Origin of the sequence: Mucilaginibacter psychrotolerans (assembly GCF_004519315.1) — a bacterium.
Classification (GTDB): Bacteria; Bacteroidota; Bacteroidia; order Sphingobacteriales; family Sphingobacteriaceae; genus Mucilaginibacter; species Mucilaginibacter psychrotolerans.
Window position 1 is genome coordinate 93,227 of the sequence record NZ_SOZE01000016.1, and the last position, 22,386, is coordinate 115,612.

Here is a 22,386-nt window from a genome sequence, read left to right on the forward strand (position 1 = left end):
TCTCCCCTGCCGGGGGAGATTTAGAGGGGGCGTATCGCCTTGTCTTGAAGTTTAGAAAACAACACCACCATACAAATGGCCCCGATAGTAGCAAAAAGCATATCGCTTTGGGTGTCCCATATATCGCCTTGCGTGCCTAAAAACGAATCGCCGGATGAGCCGGAGGTTACCGATACAAACCATTCGATAAATTCATACGTTACGCTGATGCTCATGCAAACGCATACGGTTAAGAAGGCCACCCAGCCTTTTTTGAGGATGACATTACAGCGGATAAATAATTCGCGGGCAATCATGGCAGGTACGAATCCCTGGGTAAAGTGGCCCACTTTATCTTAATTGTTGCGGGTTTGGTGCAAGGCATCGCGCAGCCAATTGAAGGCCGGTACTTCGGCATAGGTGTAATGCCCGCCAACGAAAAGGATATAGCAATGCAGCAAAATAGCCACATAGGTTAGGTAGCTGAATTGGAAACGTTTGTACGTAAACAGCAGCACCACGAAGCCGATAATAGCAGGGAAAACTTCCAGTATCCAGGTAAAATAATCGTGCGGGTTAATGGCGGAACCGATAAGCCCTATGAAGAATAATACGATGAGTACGGCATGTTTATTCATGCGGTAAGTTATGAAGAAAGGAGCTTGTAATTTCTTCTAATTATTATAGCGCAATATTCACGCCTGCTTGCTGTCACTAAATGTTTTGAGAAATTCAGCCGCCGTTAAAATAGGAATGTTTTGAAATGGATTTAAGACTAAAAGGTCTAAGTCGCCGGTTATGATACAGGAAGCGCCTGATTCAACTGCCAGCTCTAAAAATTTATTATCTTTTGAATCTCTGCAGGCATTAATCTTAACGGAAATATTGATTAATTGCCCCTTTTCTTCAAATGCAGATATCTCTTTCAGGCGCATATCTATTGTGAGGTATTTGTCGAATTTAGGGCGGATAAATGTATCGGCAAATTCTGCTAAAGTATCAATGGAATAAACAGAAATGCCGATTTTGCGAGCAATATCGTATGCCCGCCTGGTTACCGAATTGGGCAAAAGATTGGCACTGATTAGGCTATTAGTGTCAAAAACAAAAATATTAGTCATTGTCAGCCAAAAGTGCTTCTAATATTTCAGGTGTCAGGCCGTTCTTTATAGCCTCATTGCCTACGTCGTCTAATAATTTGGAGTAATCTGCAAATGTGGCATCATTCAATGCTTTTTTTACCATTAAGCTAACGGTATTATTAAATTGTTGTTTAGTCTCTTTGCTAAAACCTTGATAAGCCTTTCCTACGGTATCATCAACCTCTAATATTATCCTTTGCATATAATTATGTTTAAAAATAGCTGTCTATCAAAAATACAAAAAAATGAAGTGAAGAAGTTATACCGAAAATAAATTTTAGGCAGAACAGTTTGGATAGCAAAGCCTCATACATCCTCCACAAAATTAACCGGCTGGCTTTCGTCAAATGCCACGTAGATGCGCCGCCAGGGTTCATCGTCAAGCATTTTCCATTTGTGGGCGGTGCCGGTGGTATCCATGGCTATGAGTAATTCGCCGGGGCGCAAAATAAAAGTTGCGCCGGGGAAGGTCTCAAACTCCAGCGTGCCGGTAAGGGTAATTACGTACTGGCAGGTGGGGGCGTTGTGCCAATCGTAAAAAGAGTGCGGTGGCGATTCCTGGAAACGGATGCTGGTAGCCTGGTTAAGCTCGCCCTGGCTAACGGTGCCGGTTTGTATATGCGAGTGCCCGTCAGGGCCGGTGTAAAGTTTGTGGGCTTTTATCATAAAAAAATGGCCGCAGTTTTTGCTGCGGCCAAATGTAATTGTTTAAGCGTTTATTGCGCCTATGCGTTTCAGTGTTTTTCGGTTTTCCCTTTTATGGATAAACCTGTGCACTATGGCATATATCAATGGTAATATGAGTAGGGTAAGTATGGTGGATGTTACCAGGCCGCCAATTACTACGATAGCCAATGGTTTTTGCGTTTCTGAACCTATACCGGTTGAAATAGCAGCCGGCATTAAACCAATGGCAGCCATCAGTGCCGTCATCACCACCGGGCGTACACGGGAGATTACGCCGCTCAGGATGGCATCGTCCAGAATTTTGCCTTCTTCCAGGTTCTTGCGGAACACGGATATCAATATCACACCGTTTTGAATACATACCCCAAACAGTGCAATAAAACCGATGCCTGCTGAGATGCTGAAATTGGTTTGCGTGATATGCAGGGCAAGTATACCGCCTATTAAAGCGAATGGTACATTAAGAATAACCAGAAAAGCATCCTTGGCGTTACCGAAGGTGATATACAGTAAAAGGAAGATGACCAATAAACAAATGGGTACAACATGTGCCAGCGTGTTTGATGCGCGGATCTGGTTTTCAAATTCGCCGTTCCAGGTGAAGGAATAACCCTGATCGAGTTTCACTTTGTCGCCTACTTTTTGTTGGGCTTCGGCTATAGTGCTGCCCAGGTCTCTTCCACGTACAGAAAATTTAACGGCTATATAGCGGCTGTTGTTATCCCTAAAGATAAAAGCCGGACCAGTTAACTTCTTAATGGTAGAGATTTCCTTAATAGAGATTTTGGCGCCATTGAGCGTTGGTACCATCAGGTTCTCAATTTTTTCCTCACTGTTACGATATTGTTTTTGGTAGCGGATACGGATGTCGAATTTACGCTCGCCTTCGTATAACTGCGTTGCTGCTTTACCACCTATGGCCATTTCAATTACCGAATTGGCATCGGCAGTAGATACGCCGTATAGGGCCATCTTGCGTTGGTCGAGTTCTATCCGGAATTCGGGTTGGCCAAGGTTTCTAAGGATACCTAAATCCTCAACACCCTTTACATGTTTCAAAACATTCATAACCGAATCGGCTTTATGGTCGAGCACATCAAAATCGGGACCGAAAATTTTAACCGCCATGGATGCCGGTACACCTGCAACCGCCTCGGCAACGTTATCAATAATAGGTTGCGAATAATTGAAGATGATGCCCGGGAACTGACTGAGTTTTTTATCCATTTCGGCAATAAGCTGCTCCTGGGTAATGTTTCGTTTCCACTGTTTCTTTGGCAACAGGTCAACCTGTATCTGTACGTTGAAAAAGCCTTTAGGGTCGGTACCATCATTTGTTCGCCCTACCTGCGAGAGGGTTTGTTTTACCTCGGGGAAAGTAGCCAATACATCTCTTAACTTATCGGTGATCTTTACAGAATTTTCCAGTGAAGTGCTCATGGGCAATTGTGCAGTTACCCATAGCGCACCCTCATTTAATTGCGGTAAAAATTCCGAGCCTAAAAATTTAGCAGAAAAGAATGTTACACCCATAAATACCGTTGCCACTATTATGCTGAGTTTTTGATGGCTGTATGTGTACTTAAACATCCTGCGGATACCGTTCTCAAAAAACAACACAACCGGATTATGTTTCTCTCTTACGTTTTTACGCAGCAGGATGCTGGATAGCGCAGGTACCAATGTAAGGGTGAATAGTAAAGCCCCAAGTAATGCAAAACCTAAGGTATAGGCAAGCGGAGAAAACATTTTACCTTCCACTTTTTGGAAAGCGAAAATGGGTATAAGGCAGGTTAAGATGATTAGTTTGGAGAAAAAGATAGCTTTGCCCATCTCCGTTCCCACGTTTTTAAACAGCCCAAGCTTAGCCAGGTTATTAAATTTGGGCATCCCAACTTCTTTTGCCCGATGATCGAGTGCTACGAAGATCCCCTCAACCATCACCACGGCACCATCTATAATGATACCAAAATCTACTGCCCCCATAGAGAGTAGGTTGGCGCTCATGCCTTTTATTCTTAAACATATAAAGGCAAAAAGGAGGGCTAACGGAATAATAATGGCTACAGTTAAAGTAGTGCGCCAATCGGCCATAAACAGGAACACAATTACTGTTACCAGTATAATACCCTCCAATAAATTGTGTATTACCGTTTCAGTGGCAAAGTCCATTAAAGAGGTACGGTCATAAAACGTATCCAGTTTAACATTTTTAGGCAAAATTCTGTTGTTCAGTTCGTCTACTTTAGCGTGTATCCTGGTGAGTACCTCTGCGGGGTTTTCGCCTTTACGCATCACAACGATACCCTCTATCACATCATTGTTCTTATCCCTGCCAACCTGGCCTAAACGCGGCAAGCCGCTTTCTTTGATATCAGCAACGTCTCGGGCCAGTATAGGTACATTGTTTACATTTTTAATGATGATATTTTGTATTTCATCAATGTTGTTAATTAGTCCAATGCCGCGTACCACAAAAGCCTGGTCGTTTTTCTCTATTACATCGCCACCTACGTTAATATTACTGCGGCTAATGGCGTTAAATACATCTAAAGAAGTTAACCCATATTTTTGAAGCAGGGATGGGTTTACACTCACCTCGTATGCTTTTTCTTCGCCACCAAAGCTGTTCACATCGGCAACGCCATCTACCGATTTAAATTGCTTATCCAATATCCAGTCCTGAATAGCGGTTAGCTCGTGCATGGATTTTGTTTTGCTTTTAAGCGTATAGCGGAAAATTTCACCCGTAGGGCCATAAGGCGGCTCAACCTCGGGCTTAACGCCATCGGGCAAGTCGGCATTGCCCAGGCGACTCAACACCTGCTGGCGCGCAAAGGCATCGTCTACATCATCATCGAAGATAATACGGACGTATGATAGGCCGAAAGACGAAGTAGTGCGCAAGTTGGCCTTTTTTTGTACCGAGTTTAATACCGTTTCCATAGGGATAGTGATCATTTTCTCTACCTCTTCAGCACTTCGGCCCGGCCATTGCGCTATGATGATGATCTGCGTATTGGTAACATCAGGGAAGGTTTCGATGGGGGTGTTGAGGTAACTCCATACGCCCAGTACAGCCAGCACTGCAGTTAAAAAGAATACCATTCCCCGGTGCCGGAGCGAAAAGTATATAATATTTTTTATGAGCTTGTTCATATATTCTCAGTGATAATAGTACCTCAAAAGGTACAGTAAACAATAATTTTTTGGATGCAGTAGCGCTGTGGCTTATTGTTCGGTTAGTGCGTTATACAGCAACAATTGCCCTTGTGATATCACCTTGTCGCCCGGCTTAAGCCCTGTAGCTATATAGGTTATGTTATCAACCGTTTTAATTACACTAACTTCCTGCACACGCATATTGCACTTGCTGTTGTACACCACCACAAAGTTTTTACTATCGTCAAATATCACCGCAGATGCAGGGATGGCTACCGAGGTTGATGCTTCTTTATTGGTTATCAATACATTGGTAAACATTTCGGGCTTAAGCAGCATATCGTTGTTGCTTAATGCAATGCGCACTTTCATTACTTTATTGTCTGGATCTAATACCGAGCTTACCTCATCTACGTTGCCAGTAAAGACCTTGTTGGGGTAGGCCAGTGTTGTGATGTGTGCATCGTAGCCTTTTTTAACCTTGGCTATATCCGATTCAAATACATTGGCCCATATCCACACATCTTTCATATTTGATATGGTGAAGAGGCTGCTGCTGTTATCAGGGCGGATAAAGTTACCCGCGCTGATGTTTTTCTCTACAATGAAGCCATCCGCCGGTGCTTTGATGATAAGTGTGCCTGCGGCATTGGTATTGCCGCCGCCGTTAATGGCTATTTGCTGCTGTATCCTGCTGTTTGCGGCTACGGCTTTGTTGTAGTTTTCTTTTGCTTCTGTATAGTCGCGCTCGCTGGAGATACCGTTTTTGTACAGGTATTCGGCCTGTTCCATCTGGCGTTTGCTAATGGCAAGGTCGGCCTTGGTAGAGCTGAGGTCGGTATAGTTGCCGGCCACATCTGCACTGCGGAGTACGGCCAGGGTTTGGCCCTTGTTTACCTTATCGCCCAGGGAAACCTTTACTTCGGTTACCTGCCCGCTGGTAAAGGGGAATACCTTTACTACCTTGTTCTCATCGAAGGATACTTCACCGCTAAGCGCCAGTTCGTCTTCCATCGGCGTTGTTTTGGCAGTGTCTATTTTAATGATTTTGGCCATGGAATCGCTTACGCAAACCTGTTCTACGGCCATAGTGCCGGTTTTCTTTTCCTGGCAGGATGCAAGTGCTATGGATGCTGCCGCTATATATATTAATCCCTTTTTCATTGTTGTTGTTGTATATGCTGTGTTTTTGTGCTGTTTGTTATAATGGCGTTACTACGGTAGTACCTACGGCGTAGTTAAGGTCAGCAATGGCTTTTTGCAGGTTAAGCTGCTGCTGCAATATCTTGAGCTTGGTTTCTCTGTACGAGTCGAAGAAATCGATGAACTCCTGCAAACCCACCTGTTTTTCGCGGAAGCTTTTGAGCATGCTGTTGTAAAGCTGATCATACTTGCTGTAAAAGTCGGTTTCGTTATTACCCAGCAGTTGCTGGCTTAGCTTGTACTGGTTTACAGCCGAGTAAACATCGTTCTTTAACTGTAATTCATTGCTTTGCACCGTAAGCTCCTGGCTTTGCGCGCTTAGCTTCGCATTTTTAATATTGCCCTGATTGCGGTTGAATAAGGGGAGGGGCAGGCTAATCTGCAGGCCCACATAGTTGTTGGCGTAGCTGCTATGCTGATCGTAAGTGCTACCGATGGTTATATCGGGCACGGCCAGTGCTTTTTGCAGGGTCAGGTTATGGTTGCTTTGGTCTAACAGGTATTTGCTGGCCAGGTAATCGCCGCGGTTGGCTTTGGCTTGTTCTGAAAGCGTTGTGGCATTTAAGGTGGTATCGGTATTGTTAAAGGTAATCTGCGGTGCAATAAACTGGGTTTCGATTGCTGCCAACAGGGTTTTTAGTTCGCTTTGCAAATCGTTTATCTGGCGGTCTATCTCTACCAGGTCGTTCTGTAAGCCAAAATTCAAAGCCTTCAAACGGATAACATCCTTAAGCGAATTATTACCCGCCTGGTACGATTTTTCTATTGCGTTTACCATCGCGGTAGCAGATGCTATTTCCGTTTGGTAAACCTTGCGCTGCTCCATCAGGTTGGCCACCTGCGAAAAATCTAACAGGAGGTTGTAGTGCAGGTTGCGCAGCAGATCGTTGAATTGCGCTTGCTGTATCTGCACGCCATCCTGGGCTATCTGTATTTGCTTGCCGCGTTTGCCTGCTGTTTTTATCAGCTGGCTTAACTGTACCAATACCTGCCCCTGGCCATTGCTGTGCGCAAAGTATTTACGGCCTGCATCGGTAATGTTTTGGTCGGTGCTCAGTACGGGGTTATCCCAAAGTTTGGCTTGCTTAACCAATGCCTGCGCGGCATCTACATTGTATTTTTGGGCAAGCAGGCTTAGATTTTTGTCTAAAAAGGCCTTTTCGGCATCTTTAAAGGTGATTTTGAGGGTGTCGGTTTGTGCGTGTGCGCCCTGAACCGCTGCTATAAGCAGGGCCAACAGTAGGGCGGTTCGTAAATATCTGTGTACCATGAGTTCAATAGAATTTGATAGTACAAACCTATTTCACTCAAATTAGAGGCGCATTAAAACCAAATTAGATTAGCATTAGAATTACAGCAAGGGCTTGCTACTTCAGAAAGTCGACGATGAAGGTGCTGCCCTGCCCCAATTCCGACTGCACCCTGATGGTGCCTTTAAACAGCTCTACTATTTTACTGGCAATATATAAACCTATGCCACTGCCTGATATACTTTTATCCTTATTCACCCGGAAAAAGGGCAGGAAGATTTTTTCCGCATCTTCTGCGCTGATGCCCTGTCCTTTATCTGTAATGGCAATCCTGATGCGCGCTACATCTGCCCTGAAACTTAAGGTAACCTGGTTGCCACCGGAATATTTGAAAGCGTTATCGATAATATTATTGAGGGCAATGTACAGCATTGATTTATGGGCGGGTAGAGTAAGCTGTTCCTCATCCTCGGGCAAAGCGCTCAACTGAATCTTGAGCATGCCGGGGCCTTTTTTGCTGGCCCAGTATTCTTCCAGTTCCCATATCAATTCGTCGGCGCGTACGGGGGTGAGAGCCGCGCGGGTGTAGTTGAGGTCAACCTGGGCCAGTTCCATCAGGCTGGTAATGGTTTCCTGCAGGCGCCCACCATCGTTAGCGATGGAACGCAGCACCCTTTCATACTCAACAATGTTACGCTTTTTGGTAAGCGCCACATCCACCTCGCCCATAATGCTGGTAAGCGGGGTGCGTAGTTCGTGCGAGGCGTTGGCTACAAAGGTTTGCTGCAATTCGAAGGCGTTCTGCAGATGCTCCAGCAGGCGGTTAAAGTTATTTACCAGTTCGGCAATCTCGTCGCGGCTGTTTACCTGGTCTACACGCAAATGCAGGTTGCTGGCTTGTATGTTATTAATCTGGGCAATGATCTTATCTACCGGCGATAATGCCCGCTGGGCAAATACCCGGCCTGCAAAAAACAAACAGGTGCCGAAGATGAGGAACAGCACGCCGGTAATTTTTGCCAATACCCAGGTACGATGTTCCAGATTGGTATCAACTGCCGATACCAGGATAACAAAATTACCCTGATTGTCTTTATAGTATTCGCCTACTACCTTTCGCCGGCCCTCTTCATATTCTATGCTGCCATCGCGACGTACCTGTTCTATGATTTCCTTGGTCCAGTACACATTGTTTTTGGTGTTGAATGCCGATAGGTTGTAATCATCATAAACACGTATCACCTCGTCGGGCAGTTTTTCCAGGTATTTTTGCTGTACGCGCACCAGCGAATCGGTAGCCAGTTCATCGGCCTTGAGGTAGAACTGCGAGGCCAGCCTGGAGCGCTCGCGCAGCCTGTTGTAAAAATCGGTGTTGAAGAACGAGAAAACCGCCACATAAACAGCTATTAATACCAGCAACAAGGCACCGGAGCTGATAAGCGTAAAATATAAGGAAAGGCGGGTTTTTATCTTCATTTTTTTGTGCTTTCACCGATTGCGGCTGATTCCACCGATTATATTGATTTTTCGCTTGAGTACATTTATTAAAGGTGCTCAAGAGGGCTTTGATGTTTCAGCGATTAACCGTCTATGTCATCAGTCTCAGTCTTTTAAAATATAGCCCATGCCTATTACGGTATGGATAAGTTTTTTATCGAACCCCTTCTGTATTTTGTTGCGCAGGTAATTTACGTACACATCAACCATATTGGTGCCTGTATCAAAACTGATGCCCCATACTTTCTCCATAATAAACTCACGTGACAACAGCTTGGCAGGGTGCTGTATAAATAGTTCCAGCAGGCTGTATTCTTTGGCGGTGAGGATAATTTGCTGGCCCTCGCGCTCGGCGGTTTTGGTCCAGGTGTTTAGTTTGAGGCCGCCGAAACTGAGGATATGCTCTTCTTCCTCGGTAACTTTTTTGCGGCGCAGCAGGGCCTCTATGCGCGCAAGCAGCTCGTTAAAATGGAAAGGCTTCAACAGGTAATCGTCCGCTCCCGATTTCAGGCCGTTCACCTTATCGTCAATAGTGCCCAGTGCGCTAAGCATTAGTATGGGTAGCAGGGGTTGGGTTTTGCGTATTTGCACGCACAGTTCTATACCGCTCATGCCGGGCAGCATGATATCCAATATAAGCAGGTTATAGTTTTTGCGTGTCAGCATTTCCAGAGCGGCCTCGCCGGTGGCGGTAATATCTACATCGTATTTATGCTCATTGAGCCCCTTTTTTATAAAAGACGACACCTTCTCATTATCCTCAACCAGGCAAATAGTATCCATAAAGGCAATATATTTTGAACGGACTAAGTTAGTTGTATTTGGCTGTCTATACAGGATACAACAATAATTTATTGATGAGGAAAGGGCTGGGGGGCATTGCTTACCTTTTTCCTGATATGCATTACCTGGGTGTTTTTCCGCTCGGCAACCTTTGGCGGTGCATGGGGACTGCTCAATGTTATGTTTGCGCCCAAAGCGGGCCTTACACCGCTGCTCACTATTGTAGCCATCATTAAAGTGCAGTAGTAATTACGCTGATGCTGGTAGTGCAATGGACCATGCGCAAAAACAGTGTGTTAAAAACCGCATCCAAAAAACCCTGGTTTGGCTATGGTATGGGGCTTCATGTTGGTAATGATCATACTCAGCCAGGAATCGGGCAAATCGTTTATTTACTTCCAGTTCTAATAACGATAATCAAATAAAAAAGGATGCCTCGCGCCGGAGAGGTTCGGGGCTTTCCTTTTTTGGTGAAATATATCGTAACAATTAGCATATTTATAGTGAAGCGAAAATGAATTGCAAAAATTAATTTATGAATGTGAATCTTTTTATTTCCTTATATTGGCTTCATTCTTAGTGATATAAAATGCGGGCAAAATGCAAATAAACGCTAAAAAATGCCTTTACGATTCCTTTCACAATCTTCAAAATTTACATGAAAAGAAAACTTGCAGAATTCTTCTCAACCAACGTGCTCCCCTACATAAAAAGTAAGCCTGGGTTATCGTTCAGCCTGGTGTTTTTCGTGTTTTTAATTATCATCTATTATTGGAATTTCAAGATGCAGAATCAGCTTTCGGATGCTGCTTTTGTAAAAACTACTATAGAAAACGCTAACCCGCGAACACAGCTTGGCTACATCAGCAAGATGCTTAAGAAAGAAGAGTTTACCCTGAACTTGGGAATCATGACCAGAAGTTTGGACGTGGTAACCCATAACGCTTCCGAACAGGTAAACCCTTTGTCTTTGTTCGAAATAAATAACACCTTTGGTTTAACAGGTAATGATACCGTACATTATGTTTTCGACCACGAATGGAAAAAAACGGTTACCCACATCATTACACCTACTGGACACGCCGGAGCATATAATAATGCGCCTTTTGACTATGGTTTTGCTATAAATTACGACCAAAAAAATGTTTATCTCCAGCACGATTTCGGTGTGAATGTTGAAGTTTGGCATCCCGGTAGTGATGAGCCAGAGCTGATGAAATTTCCACAATTCACTAACATTGCAGGATCAGATGGTAAAACACCCGTGTGGTATGCAAACGGCGCATTGGCCACGCTCACAGGAAAAAATGATTCGTTAAAAATCTACTACAATACCAATGAGGTCCCAAATACGGGCGGTAATAGTCAGTCGAACCCTGTTACATACGCCATACAAGGAAAATTTAAAGATGTACTTTTACTAAATGATAGATTATGCCTGCATGAATACGACAAAGGGCAACATAGTTTATGGTTGGTTTCGCCAGGAACGGGGATGCCCTATACGCCACTGATACCGGTAGATGTGCTTAATGCGGTTGTAAAAGATACCGTTCTAACTCTTTCCGCAATAGATCAGGATAGTTACATTAACTATAATGTTGATGGTTCTTTAACCGTTTTGCGACAGCGCAAGGAATGGGCCGCCAAAAGGTTTGTAATTGATTCAAAAGATACTGGCATTGACGAAAAACCCTTTATATTAGGTTTTACAGACAAATATTTATGGCTTTCGGCTAACACTAACGACAATAATATCATCTACCTGAAAATAGATTTAAAAAGTATAAGCGGCAGCGTGAACAATTTAAAACCTGATACTTTGCAAGCCTATAAAATAGCTGATTATGATGTCGAAACCAGCCCTACACTATTGGCTAATGTGAGTGATGACGGGCTAACTTTAGTGGCGGATAGCACACTAAACCGCTGTGTTTTTTACCGATGTGGCAATATTGATAAAAATATCCAAAAAATTGAAACCGCCAGCCTGCTGGATACAACGCTTATCAATAACCTTGCTGACTTTACTTTGATGATACCATCACAAAGTAAACATTTTGAGATGGTGGCCAAAACTACGCGTGGCATCGGCGTGGCTTACCAGGTTACTCCCTCTAAGAGCGGATTGGCAGGGTTAACGGATATAAAAGATAACAGTGCAGACCATGCTACTGCAGTTACCTGGCCTTCCCGGATAATTTTTACCACAAAAAGCCAAATTGACTATTTTTTCTTGGTGCTGTTGATTATTGCCGTACTGGTGTTTTATTTCTTCGGTCTTTATTACGTAATGAATATCATTAATGGAGAGCCGCCGATAAAGGATACATGGTCTTTCCCAGAGCAGGAACAGCTATCTTTCCTTTATAACAAAATAAAGCAAATCGAGAGGACTGTACGGAGCCTGAAGCTTCGCTCGGAGATTATGTTATGGTTAGGATTATCGGTTGGCGTGGCAGGGATGATCGCTTTCATTTTTTCCTTGAAAATCTTTTTTGTTGATACCACAGGATTAAAGTTTGATGCCCAGTTTACTGTGAGGATGCTTCGCACGGTCGGCATCTTTGCTTTTATGGAAGTTTTCTCTTTCTATTTTTTGAAACAATACCGCATTACTTTCAACGAGTACAAACGCTTTTATTCACTGTTCCTCCGCGTGACTACGTACCTGGAATACTTCCAGTTAGCTAAGGCGTTCCCGGATGCAAGTGGACAGACAGACATAAAGGAAATGAAATCGACAATGCTTGCATATGTGGTAAATTTACATGAGGAGGGCACAACGGAAAAGATTAAAGAGTTTGATCAAATTATGACATCCGACGTTATTAAGTCGCTCATAGCTAAGATACCAGGTTGAAAATACGATATCGTGGCATCAGTTTCTCTCGACAGAGGGCTCAACTACAGCGGGGCATTCCGGCGTAAATCGAGACGCATTTTTATCAACTGTGACGCACATCGGCTACCTGTCCTCTGCACGGGGGGCTCTATCGAGCGACCCTGAGCTAACGGGAAGCACTGCTTGATATGCTCAATAGTATGACGCAACTTGCACCGTACAACTAAATATTGTATTAACAATAGAAGCGTACCTTGCGGCAATAAATATGTTATGCAAAACAATCGACAAGGGTACTACCGCGCTGTTTTTAAATTGCGCCAGCCGGATGATGATCATAAATTTCAGCCGCTGCCCGTACCATCGGGCAGTTACCCTTTTCATTTACAGCACCAATGGCCAGATAGCGGCAAGCTTGTTTTTCATATGGTGGGCGATACCGGCGGTTTTCGCGATACAGGCTTTCAGCATCGGGTAGCTGCAGCGATGGCAACCCAGTGCATCAACAGCCAAACTGAGGATGAACGACCACAGTTCTTATTCCACTTGGGAGACATCGTATATAATTATGGCGAAGCCGACGGCTACGCCGAACAGTTTTTTAAGCCGTACGAAAATTACCCGGGACAGATTTACGCCATTGCTGGTAACCACGATAGCGATGTAAACCCCGATGCTGCCGATCCCTACCAAAGCCTGGATGCCTTTACTGCCGTTTTTTGTGACACCGAACATCGCAAAGTGCTTTTTGGGGGCAAAACAAAGCGCAGCAGCGGTAATCAACCCAACGTTTACTGGACGTTGGAAACCAACCTGGCTATCATTATTGCCATGCACAGTAACGTACCCAAGTTTGGCATCGTAACGCAGGAACAGCGTAACTGGCTGATAAACGAATTACAAACGGCAGATTTGAGCCGCCCCGGCAAGGCAATTATTATTGCCATACACCACGCCCCATATTCGGCCGATACCAACCATGGATCCAGCAAGACTATGATAGAATTGCTGGAGGGGGTATTTCTCGAAACCGGCATCCAGCCAGATATGGTTGTAAGCGGACATGTACATAATTATCAGCGTTTTCAACATCTTTATCCCGAAGGTAAACCACTAACCTACCTAGTTGCCGGCGCCGGTGGGTATGACGAACTGCACAGCCTGGCCGAAGAGGGCAACCCGATATACAGCAACCATAGTCCGCTGTTGCAACACCTGCAATTACAGGCTTATAACGACAATAAACATGGTTTTCTGAAAATAGGCATCGAAAGAAAGGCGCTGGGAGTAAATATTACAGGCGAATATTATTTGTACACCGGTGAGGTTGCCGACAGGTTTGAGATAGTTGTTAGTTGATAAAATATTGAGGAATGCCCGCTTCCTTTATTATTTTTGTCGCATTGATTATTCCCGGTATTTAATATTTTAACCTTTCACATGAAGTTTGCCCCTAAACCCCTGCTTACAGCCTTGTTGCTGTCGCTAATGCTTTATTCATGCTCCGTTGTAAAACCGCCGGCACCGGCCGCCCTCTCAGCCGAGGATATCCCTAAACTTGTACAGCCCGTATCTAACATTGAGGTGCCTGTTAGTGTAGACCTGAAAAGCTATTTTGTGCAGGCCGAAAATTCGGTGCCGGCAAAATACACAGATAATCAGCAGCCTTGCGAGGGTTTGCGTTATGCTTATACCTTTACGCGTAGTCCGTTCAACATTACGGGCAGCAGCAATGTTGTCAATTTGAAATTCGTAGGCAGCTATGGTATCAGTGCATCCTATTGTGCCAAGTGCGGCACTTTGTTTGGTGGCGATAACAAATGCCTGGTACCCACAGTATCTGCGCAATGTGGGTGGGGTACCGAACCTCCTCGAAAAATGGAGATATCCTACCAATCAACCTTCAGCATATCGCCTGATTTTCATTTAAGTTCTAAAACCGTACTGTACCCCGCCCCGAAACCCATTGACCGGTGCAATATTCTGATGGGGAATATTGATGTAACCAATAAACTGATAGAATATGTAAGCGGCCCCTTAAATGACCTTGGTAAACAGGTTGATGCCAAAATTGCGGGCTACAACATCAGGCCGATGGTTGAACAGGTATGGAAAAACATGGCATCGGAGGTGAAAATTGGCGATGTGGGGTATCTTTCCATCAACCCGCAAACGGTTAGGTTAAGCAAATTCAGTTTAAATGGCTCGGTACTTAACTTCTCAGTTGGCTTATCGGCTAAGCCTATCGTAACCACTACCAGTGCAAACCTGCCGCTTAAGCCATTACCTAACTTAACCAACTACGCGCCGGCAAATGGTTTCAGTATTTACCTGGATCTGCTGGAGAATTACAACCATCTAACCGATGTGGTAAACAAGCAGATCGTAGGCCAAAGCGCACAGGTAGCAGGCAAAGATTTTATTGTAGACAATACCAAAATATACGGCATTGGTAAGCAGATAGCTATGCAGGTTGATTTTAAAGGCTCTAACACCGGCACCGTTTACCTGGTGGGCACGCCAACTTACAATGCTACCACGCACGAACTGTCATTCCCCGACCTCACCTTCGACCTGCAAACCAAAGCATGGATACTAAAAGCTGCCAAGTGGATGTTCAACGCCAAAATAACCGATATGATACGCCAAAAGGCTACCTACAATTTAAGCCAGTTTATTGCAGATAGTAAAACCAGGATACAGAGCGAAATAGCCGGTAATTCAAATAAAAATATCCGCCCTGATCTGGCCATTCGCGACATGGATATTATGGCTATTTACCCCACTAGCGAAAAGCTGATCATCCGCACCTTATCCAGCGGGCAGCTGAGGGTTAAAGCAGTGATGTAAGCAGCTTGCCGAAATTCTAAAATAACAAAGTAGAGGTCATCCGTTTTGGGGTGGCCTTTATTGTTTAGTGGCGTGTTTGTCATCGAACAGCAATCTTGGATGGCAGGTTAAAATGTTTTGGGGCCTTGGTCGTCCTACCTTTATGAAATCACGAGTTTTTAGCGTGTTGATCCTTTGGCTGCTGATCGACATTTACTTTTTTGCAGCCGTTGAAACACTGTCCCCCGGGCCTGTTGCTTTTTATATTTATTGGGCAGTAGATATTTTCCTGGCTACAGGCATAGCTTTTAGCCTGCTAACCGGGCTGCGCAAATTGGTGTCGCCATTTATGTCGCTGATGTTATTGTCGCTGATACCTAAACTTATCGGGGATGTGTTTTTACTATTAGAAGATTTTACGAGGCTGTTCCGCCATTCTCCCGCCAGGAGCCCGATTGTTAGCGAGTTCGTAGTTGCCGTGGCTTTGATTACGTTCTTCGCGGTGCTATTCGGTATTACCAAAGGCCGCCACTATTATAAGGTTAGGCGTACCATTTTGTATTTTGAGAACCTGCCGGAGGCGTTTAACGATTTTACCATCACGCAGTTATCAGATATACATGCGGGCAGTTTCAGCGATGCTGCGGGCGTGCAAAAAGGCCTGGACTTGGTGAACGCGCAAGGCAGTGATGTGATATTGTTCACCGGCGACCTGGTGAATAACCAGGCCAGCGAAATGGATCCCTGGATATCCGCTTTTGCAGGACTGAAGGCACCACTCGGAAAGTTTTCTGTACTGGGCAACCACGATTACGGCGATTACATGCAATGGGAAAGCGCAGCAGAAAAGCGCGATAACCTGGTAAGATTAAAGGATGTGCACGCGGAGATAGGCTTCCGTTTGTTGCTGAATGAAAGGGTGAAGATTGAGAAAGATGGCCGCTCGATAGAATTGATTGGGGTAGAGAATTGGGGCAAGGGCGGTTTCCATAAATACGGCGACCTTGACCTGGCAACGGCAAATGTAGCCGATAAGGACTTTAAAATACTGATGTCGCACGATCCTTCGCATTGGGATGCCGTTACATTGGGGCACGATCAGCGTATAGACCTTACGCTGGCAGGGCATACACATGGCGCGCAGTTCGGGTTTGAACTATTTGGCTTTAAGTGGAGCCCTATCAAATATGTTTACAAACAATGGGCGGGACTATATGAAAAAGCCGGTCGCTACTTATATGTAAACCGTGGTTTTGGCTTTTTAGGGCTTAAAGGCCGTGTAGGCATCTGGCCCGAAATAGCCGTGCTGACGCTGAAGCGGAAGCCTGCGCTGGCTGTTTAAAGTGAGTCGAAGTAAGTTCTAATCAGTTGTTAAGTTCGGTCTATATATAACAAGAGCCACCCATTGCGGGCGGCTCTTGCTGTTTAATTGGGCACCTTCTATTTATATGTGATTAATTCACATCAAACCAAAGTTTGGTCGTCAGTACATCGGCACCCTGGCTGGCTACAGCAGCTTTGTAGCTTATTCCGTTTAACGATTGCTCCGTACCGGGGTAAATAAACCTTAGTGGCAATTTGCCGCTAAGCGTACCAGCTACAGCGGGCTGTAGTTGCGGGTAATCTAACCTGCGCCATTCGGCAAATGCTTCTAAGCCCTGCCCAAACAGTGCAAGCCATTTTTGTTCGCCAATAGATTTTTTGTAATTGGCGGCATCGTATTGTACCGATGGCTGCGCAACGTATGTTGCAATTGTCGCATCGGCAATGCCGTATTGCTTTAAGGATGCGGTTACCGCCTGGTTGTAAAGGTCCGCAGCATTTTCGATTGTGAAACCACGTGCTGCAGCTTCTGCACGGTCGAACAATACTTCAGCATAGCTGATAATCACTGCCGGTGCGCCGGGTGCTAGAAAGTAAGTGCCGGGTTTTGATGTTTTGGTGAAGCCAAGGTTGCTTGCATCACCTACCAATAAGCCGTTAGGGATACCCACGTAAGTGTTTGGCGTAGCATCCTGTGTTTTGCTGGCGTAAACAGGTAGGCGCGGGTCGTTTAAGGCAAACAACTTATCCACTACGGTTTTGCTGATGCGGTAATCGTCGCGGGTATCAAACAGGTTGCTTATTGGGTTTTGGTTTGGTGATGCCAGGTAAACCAGTTGGGCGGTTTCGCTGTTAGCGCTGATGTAGCCGCTGCCTTCTGCTTGTATATCGGCCAAAACTTGTTTCGCCTTATCCGGTTCGCGGTCGGCTATCCTCAAAGCAATGCGCAAACGCAGCGAATTGGCAAACTTTTTCCATTGCGCGATTTTGTTGCTGTAGATTACGTCGCCTGCTATTGCCGGGCCTGTAGTACTCAATGCAGCCTGTGCCGTTTTCAGGTCCTCCAGCAAGGCAAAGTACACATCCTTTTGCTTATCATAAACAGGCGTAAGGTAGGTGCTGATGTTAGTTGCTTGGGTATAAGGGATATCGCCATAATTGTCCGTCAGCAACGTAAACACCCATGAACGCAAGACAAGTGCCACCCCTTTATAATTAGGGTTTGCCTGTGCATCGGCCAGTTTAATAATCTGGTTAAGGTTTACGATGCTCTTGGCATAGCCAACGCTCCACAATTCGTTGAATGCGGTATTGGTATAAATATACCTGTCGGGATCAGTGTATTGTATTTTGGCCCAATGCTGTACGAAGAGCAGGCTGGCATCCATGTTATTGGCTGTACCCCAGTAGGTATCGGCAGTGGCTTTGGTTGCTGCGGTCAGCAAATAATCAGGTTGCGCATTTTGCGATGCATTTGGGTTTTGGTTAATTTTTACCAAATCCTTTTTGCAGGAGCTTACCGATAGTAATGTGGCTCCGGCTAATAGTATGGTTGTATATTTAAGTTTCATTGTCGTTAGAATTTAAGGTTAACATTAAAGCCGATGTTGCGAACAGTTGGCAGGGTAAGATCTTCCAGGCCCTGGCCATTGCCGGTGTTGAAGGCTGTCTCGGGGTCGATATTCGGTACGTTTTTATGGATGATCCACAGGTTGCGGCCAACCAGCGATACGGTTGCCGATTGCAACCCTAAGCCTTTAACCCATTGCGAAGGGAAGGTGTAGCCCAGTTTAACCTCGCGAAGTTTTACGTACGATGCGCTGTAAACAAATGCCTCATCAACATTGGTGAAGCCTTTGTAATAAGATTGTGCCGGCAAAATAGTGGTATTGGCTGTACCATCTGCTTTAACGCCTTTGAAAATTACGCCATCATCATATACCGTTGCACCTCCCGGTGCGCTTGTGCCTGCAGCAATTTGCACTGCAGCGGCGGAGGTATTGTTGTTGGGGTAGTAGTAGCTTAAGCCACCATTCGCCGCACCACGCCCGGGTAACGTAGATGCCAATACACCAGTATAAGTGCCTGTGCGGTTGGTGTTAGAGTAAATAGAACCGCCTATGCGTGCATCCACCAAAAAGCTTAAGTTAACGCCTTTGTAAGTGAAGCTGTTGTTGATGCTTCCCAACCAATCGGGCGTGTATTTGCCCAGGTATTGTTTTGTAGGATTGATAACCGGCGTGCCATTTGCGCCGATAACGATATTCCCCGAAGCATCGCGGGTATAAGCGTTACCGAACAAGGTGCCATATGGCTGGCCAACTGCCGCTAATACCTGTACGGTACGGTTGGTGCCCAATATGTAGCTTTGCAGTTTGCCTTCGTTATCTAAAGAAATTACTTTGCTCTTGTTGCGCGAGTAGTTCACGGTAACATCCCATGTGAAATCTTTAGATTTAAAAGGACTTAAGCCCAATTGCACCTCAAGCCCCTTGTTATTGATACGGCCGCCGTTAATCAGTTTTTGACTGTAACCTGTGGTTTGGCTTACGTCTACGTTGAGTATCTGGTTAACGCTGTTGGTGTTGTAAACGCTCAGATCAAGCCTTACACGATCATGAAAGAAACCGGCTTCAACGCCTGCCTCGCCGGATGTTGTGGTTTCTGGCTTCAGATCGGGATTCAGGTTAATACTTGCAGCGCTCTGTTGTGGGTTGGTGCCGAATGGCGCAGTAAAGTTGTAGGTATTGATCAACTGATAAGGTGTAGTTGCCTTACCCACTTTAGACCAGCCACCACGCAACTTTAAGTAGCTTAAAGTATTGCTTTTTAAGTCCAGGGCTTCAGATAATATTAAACTGCCGTTTACTGATGGATAAAAGTAAGATAAGCTGGATGAAGGCAAGGTAGAAGACCAGTCGTTACGGCCGGTTAAGTTCAGGAACGCATAATTACGGAAGCCTAATTGTGCCGATGCAAAGTAGCTATAGGTTTTTAGTTTGCCGTAGTAGTTAGAAGATACCAGCGGATCGCGCGAGTTACTTAACGTGTACAAACCTGCTACTGCCAGCTTAGGTGCTATCTGGTCGTTCTGCTCGTTCAAAATAGTGCTGATGTTACCACCTACAAAACCATCGAAGGTGAAATCTTTGTTTATTTTTTTGGTGTATTGCAAGCGGCCTTCGGTATTGGTTTCGTTAACCGTGTAGGCATCTTCTTCATACGAGCCGAAAGGCGTGCCGTTGGTACCGTAAGCAATCTTGATTTTGCGCCTGTCGTTATAGTAATCGGTACCGGTACGGAAGTTGGCCGATAAGCCCTCGATTATTTTGTAGTTTAGTTCTATACTACCAATAATGCGGTTTTTGTGCTGCCCAACGGTGTTCTCGTAAGCAATAAAGTAGGGGTTGCTGTAGTAGCTGTTGTTCCAGTTGAAAGTGTTGCCGTTGGCATCGCGGTAGTTCTTCAGTTGGTTTACATCTACCTGGCGGCCAAACCAGGTAAATTGCAGCATGGTACTGGTAGCGCGCCTGCCGTATGCGCCCGGCAGGTTATCGGCATCGTCTTTAATATAATTAGCGATAGTAGTAATGGTTAGTTTTGAATTGGGCCGGAAGGTAGTGTTCAGTAAGAAAGAGTTTTTGCCTTGTGATGAATTGGGCACTACGCCGGTTTGATTTAGGTTGTTATACGATAAGCGGTAATCGAATTTATCGCTGCTACCCGCCAGGGAAACACCATTATTGAGCGTAACGCCGGTTTTAAAAAAGTCGCGCACGTTGTTGGGATGTGCTACGAACGGTGCGGGTTGGCCATTTGAAAAGAACTGCGGAATAAGGCGGCCATCCAGGGCCGGGCCCCAGCTTTCGTCCACACCATCGTTTACACCCGCACCTGCGCCGTTAACGTAACTGAATTTACCGTTAGAGCCCTGGCCATATTCGTTTTGATAATCGGGGAATACCTTCAGCGTAGCAAACGTGGTGTTTGAGTTGAGCGTAATGCCCGCGCCCTTACTGCCTTTGCCGGTTTTGGTTTTAATGAGGATAACGCCTGCAGCTGCACGGGAACCGTAAAGTGCGGCAGCGTTTGGCCCTTTCAGCACGCTGATGGATTCGATGTCTTCTGAATTTAAATCGGAGATAGCGTTGGCAAAATCCCTTGAGCCATTCGTGCCCTGGAACTGGGAATTATCTACAATTACACCATCCACAACAAACAGTGGCTGGTTGTTGCCCGATACCGATGTTTCGCCACGGATAATGATACGGGATGAGCCCATATCGCCCTGGCTGCCGGTAACGTTTACACCCGCTATTTTGCCCGATAAGGCGTTGATGAGGTTGGTTTCCTTAGCCTCAGATATGTCCCTCGATTTCAGCCCCTGCACCGCATAGCCCAATGATTTTTTGTCTTTTGAGATGTTAAGCGCTGTAACCACCACTTCGTTCAACGAATTGGGTGCTTCTTCCAACACTATCTTTAATGGTTCACCGCTGTTGTTTACAGGAATTTCAACCGGGTTGAAACCGATATACGAGATCCGTAATATATCGTTGACGTTCGCCGGGATGGTAAATTTACCTTGAAAATCGGTTTGGGTGCCGGTTGTTGTCCCTTTTACGCCGATGCTTACACCGGGTAGGGGTTGCCCGTCGGATTTGGCGGTTACCACGCCGCTTATTTTTACAGACTGGGCGTTTGCCTGCTGCAGGGTAAAGAATAGCAATACAATTGCCAGTAACGATTTGTAATTTTTAAACATGATTTTCTAATGAATGGGTCAAAATAATAGCAATACAAATGCATGCAGCTCGCGCTATGGCTTACACAAAAGGTGCAATACCAGCCGGCTTGTTGAATTTGTAAAGAATGAAAAGTTGATTTTCTCCGGGGACTTTAAAGCGTTGGCTTACGCCCGGAATCTTGCAGAAGGATTAGCAATAACAACACATAGAAGAGAGGTAGCTAGCCATCAGGCTGTTAAAATGTAAGACGGAATTATTAAACCGGGGACTTCGGTAGGGGCTGATAGTAGAAGTGTTCATATGGTATGGATTGTGTAAATTCGATTTTGGGATTATTGGGATTAATTAAGGGCAACAACAGGTTTGTTTACAAGGCCGTCAATAGCTTTCAGCATGCCGGCAAATTCCCTCGGATCGTATAAGCGGGTGAGGTAAGCTATCCGGCCATCGCGGTCTATTACCACATTGCGGGTTACGCCGCTTTTTTTGTTGGCAAACCGCCCGAAAATATCGGCACCCGGGTCTAAGGCCAGCGGATAGCTGATGTTCATTACTTTTTGAAAGGCGGTTACCTTTTCCAGGGGCTCGTCGCGGTCAACCCCTATCAGTATAACGCCTTTGTCTTTATAGGACTGCCATACTTCTTTTTCCAGGTGCGGCATTTCTTCACGGCATACGCTGCACCAACTTGCTGTAAATTGCAGAATAACGATTTTGCCCTTCAACTGTGCTAATGAAGTTTTTGTGCCGTCGGTAAGTCGCAGGTCAAAATCTGCAGGGGCGAGGTCGCCTGTTTTAACGATGTAGCCACGGTCGGCATCTGCCGCAGGGGCAGCGGGCGTTACGGATTGGGCACTTGCAAAAAGGCCCGACAGCAAAATAATGCCTGTTAATAATAAGTACTTGTTTTTCATATAGTATTATGCTGTGCCCCGAAT

At 45.3% G+C, this 22,386-nt stretch carries 16 protein-coding genes and 1 pseudogene; 5 read left to right on the forward strand and 12 right to left on the reverse strand.

Features of this window, described 5'->3' with window-relative positions; all coding sequences use genetic code 11:
• Window positions 1-20: 20 nt before the first annotated feature.
• The 9 genes and pseudogenes from E2R66_RS16095 to E2R66_RS16135 all read right to left on the reverse strand — a co-directional run bounded on the left by E2R66_RS16095 (window position 21) and on the right by E2R66_RS16135 (window position 9,703).
• Window positions 21-617: pseudogene (locus tag E2R66_RS16095) on the reverse strand (DUF2238 domain-containing protein).
• A gap of 57 nt (window positions 618-674) precedes the next feature.
• Window positions 675-1,100, reverse strand: coding sequence for a putative toxin-antitoxin system toxin component, PIN family (locus E2R66_RS16100; protein ID WP_133232258.1), 426 nt, complete (start codon window positions 1,098-1,100; stop codon window positions 675-677).
• Window positions 1,093-1,323 (reverse strand): hypothetical protein, encoded by a 231-nt coding sequence (locus E2R66_RS16105; RefSeq protein WP_133232256.1) that lies wholly within the window; start codon window positions 1,321-1,323, stop codon window positions 1,093-1,095. The genes E2R66_RS16100 and E2R66_RS16105 overlap by 8 nt, the downstream gene beginning before the upstream one ends.
• A 104-nt stretch (window positions 1,324-1,427) precedes the next feature.
• Entirely contained in the window at window positions 1,428-1,787 is a 360-nt protein-coding gene (locus E2R66_RS16110; RefSeq protein ID WP_133232254.1) for a cupin domain-containing protein, read from the reverse strand.
• Window positions 1,788-1,829: 42 nt separating this feature from the next.
• Window positions 1,830-4,967: an efflux RND transporter permease subunit gene (locus tag E2R66_RS16115; protein ID WP_133232252.1), complete on the reverse strand. Its 3,138-nt coding sequence runs from the start codon at window positions 4,965-4,967 to the stop codon at window positions 1,830-1,832.
• Window positions 4,968-5,039: 72 nt separating this feature from the next.
• Window positions 5,040-6,134: an efflux RND transporter periplasmic adaptor subunit gene (locus E2R66_RS16120; RefSeq protein WP_133232250.1), complete on the reverse strand. Its 1,095-nt coding sequence runs from the start codon at window positions 6,132-6,134 to the stop codon at window positions 5,040-5,042.
• Between the two features lie 37 nt (window positions 6,135-6,171).
• Window positions 6,172-7,443, reverse strand: coding sequence for a TolC family protein (locus E2R66_RS16125; protein WP_133232248.1), 1,272 nt, complete (start codon window positions 7,441-7,443; stop codon window positions 6,172-6,174).
• A gap of 97 nt (window positions 7,444-7,540) precedes the next feature.
• On the reverse strand, window positions 7,541-8,899 hold the full coding sequence (locus E2R66_RS16130) for a HAMP domain-containing sensor histidine kinase (protein ID WP_133232246.1): 1,359 nt from the start codon (window positions 8,897-8,899) through the stop codon (window positions 7,541-7,543).
• Window positions 8,900-9,025: 126 nt separating this feature from the next.
• Window positions 9,026-9,703, reverse strand: coding sequence for a response regulator transcription factor (locus E2R66_RS16135; RefSeq protein ID WP_133232244.1), 678 nt, complete (start codon window positions 9,701-9,703; stop codon window positions 9,026-9,028).
• A 96-nt stretch (window positions 9,704-9,799) separates the two neighbouring features.
• Here E2R66_RS16135 and E2R66_RS28370 point away from each other — a divergent pair, with 96 nt between their 5' ends.
• The 5 genes from E2R66_RS28370 (at window position 9,800) to E2R66_RS16155 (ending at window position 16,719) form a co-directional block, all read left to right on the forward strand.
• Entirely contained in the window at window positions 9,800-9,949 is a 150-nt protein-coding gene (locus E2R66_RS28370) for a hypothetical protein (RefSeq protein WP_158288424.1), read from the forward strand.
• Between the two features lie 412 nt (window positions 9,950-10,361).
• A complete protein-coding gene (locus E2R66_RS16140) occupies window positions 10,362-12,566 on the forward strand; it encodes a hypothetical protein (protein ID WP_133232242.1) in 2,205 nt (734 codons plus the stop codon).
• Between the two features lie 255 nt (window positions 12,567-12,821).
• Entirely contained in the window at window positions 12,822-13,907 is a 1,086-nt protein-coding gene (locus E2R66_RS16145; protein WP_133232240.1) for a metallophosphoesterase family protein, read from the forward strand.
• A gap of 81 nt (window positions 13,908-13,988) precedes the next feature.
• Complete coding sequence (locus E2R66_RS16150; protein WP_133232238.1) at window positions 13,989-15,398, forward strand: DUF4403 family protein; 1,410 nt, start codon at window positions 13,989-13,991, stop codon at window positions 15,396-15,398.
• Between the two features lie 142 nt (window positions 15,399-15,540).
• Window positions 15,541-16,719 carry a metallophosphoesterase gene (locus E2R66_RS16155; protein WP_133232236.1) on the forward strand — a complete coding sequence of 393 codons (1,179 nt, stop codon included), beginning with the start codon at window positions 15,541-15,543 and terminating at the stop codon, window positions 16,717-16,719.
• Window positions 16,720-16,831: 112 nt separating this feature from the next.
• Here E2R66_RS16155 and E2R66_RS16160 read toward each other — a convergent pair whose 3' ends face one another.
• From E2R66_RS16160 to E2R66_RS16170, 3 genes are all read right to left on the reverse strand, one after another.
• The gene (locus tag E2R66_RS16160) at window positions 16,832-18,271 is read right to left on the reverse strand and encodes a SusD/RagB family nutrient-binding outer membrane lipoprotein (RefSeq protein WP_133232234.1); all 1,440 of its coding nucleotides are present in this window, start codon (window positions 18,269-18,271) and stop codon (window positions 16,832-16,834) included.
• 5 nt (window positions 18,272-18,276) lie between these two features.
• Window positions 18,277-21,465, reverse strand: a complete 3,189-nt coding sequence (locus E2R66_RS16165; protein ID WP_133232232.1) for a SusC/RagA family TonB-linked outer membrane protein — start codon at window positions 21,463-21,465, stop codon at window positions 18,277-18,279.
• 324 nt (window positions 21,466-21,789) lie between these two features.
• A complete protein-coding gene (locus E2R66_RS16170) occupies window positions 21,790-22,362 on the reverse strand; it encodes a TlpA disulfide reductase family protein (RefSeq protein WP_133232230.1) in 573 nt (190 codons plus the stop codon).
• Between the last annotated feature and the right edge of the window lie 24 nt (window positions 22,363-22,386).

Excerpts from the sequence above, each read along its gene's own strand:
- E2R66_RS16100 (WP_133232258.1), bottom strand. The coding sequence starts at position 1,100 with ATGACTAATATTTTTGTTTTTGACACTAATAGCCTAATCAGTGCCAAT.
- E2R66_RS16105 (WP_133232256.1), bottom strand. The coding sequence starts at position 1,323 with ATGCAAAGGATAATATTAGAGGTTGATGATACCGTAGGAAAGGCTTAT.
- E2R66_RS16110 (WP_133232254.1), bottom strand. The coding sequence starts at position 1,787 with ATGATAAAAGCCCACAAACTTTACACCGGCCCTGACGGGCACTCGCAT.
- E2R66_RS16115 (WP_133232252.1), bottom strand. The coding sequence starts at position 4,967 with ATGAACAAGCTCATAAAAAATATTATATACTTTTCGCTCCGGCACCGG.
- E2R66_RS16120 (WP_133232250.1), bottom strand. The coding sequence starts at position 6,134 with ATGAAAAAGGGATTAATATATATAGCGGCAGCATCCATAGCACTTGCA.
- E2R66_RS16125 (WP_133232248.1), bottom strand. The coding sequence starts at position 7,443 with ATGGTACACAGATATTTACGAACCGCCCTACTGTTGGCCCTGCTTATA.
- E2R66_RS16130 (WP_133232246.1), bottom strand. The coding sequence starts at position 8,899 with ATGAAGATAAAAACCCGCCTTTCCTTATATTTTACGCTTATCAGCTCC.
- E2R66_RS16135 (WP_133232244.1), bottom strand. The coding sequence starts at position 9,703 with ATGGATACTATTTGCCTGGTTGAGGATAATGAGAAGGTGTCGTCTTTT.
- E2R66_RS16140 (WP_133232242.1), top strand. The coding sequence starts at position 10,362 with ATGAAAAGAAAACTTGCAGAATTCTTCTCAACCAACGTGCTCCCCTAC.
- E2R66_RS16145 (WP_133232240.1), top strand. The coding sequence starts at position 12,822 with ATGCAAAACAATCGACAAGGGTACTACCGCGCTGTTTTTAAATTGCGC.
- E2R66_RS16150 (WP_133232238.1), top strand. The coding sequence starts at position 13,989 with ATGAAGTTTGCCCCTAAACCCCTGCTTACAGCCTTGTTGCTGTCGCTA.
- E2R66_RS16155 (WP_133232236.1), top strand. The coding sequence starts at position 15,541 with ATGAAATCACGAGTTTTTAGCGTGTTGATCCTTTGGCTGCTGATCGAC.
- E2R66_RS16160 (WP_133232234.1), bottom strand. The coding sequence starts at position 18,271 with ATGAAACTTAAATATACAACCATACTATTAGCCGGAGCCACATTACTA.
- E2R66_RS16165 (WP_133232232.1), bottom strand. The coding sequence starts at position 21,465 with ATGTTTAAAAATTACAAATCGTTACTGGCAATTGTATTGCTATTCTTT.
- E2R66_RS16170 (WP_133232230.1), bottom strand. The coding sequence starts at position 22,362 with ATGAAAAACAAGTACTTATTATTAACAGGCATTATTTTGCTGTCGGGC.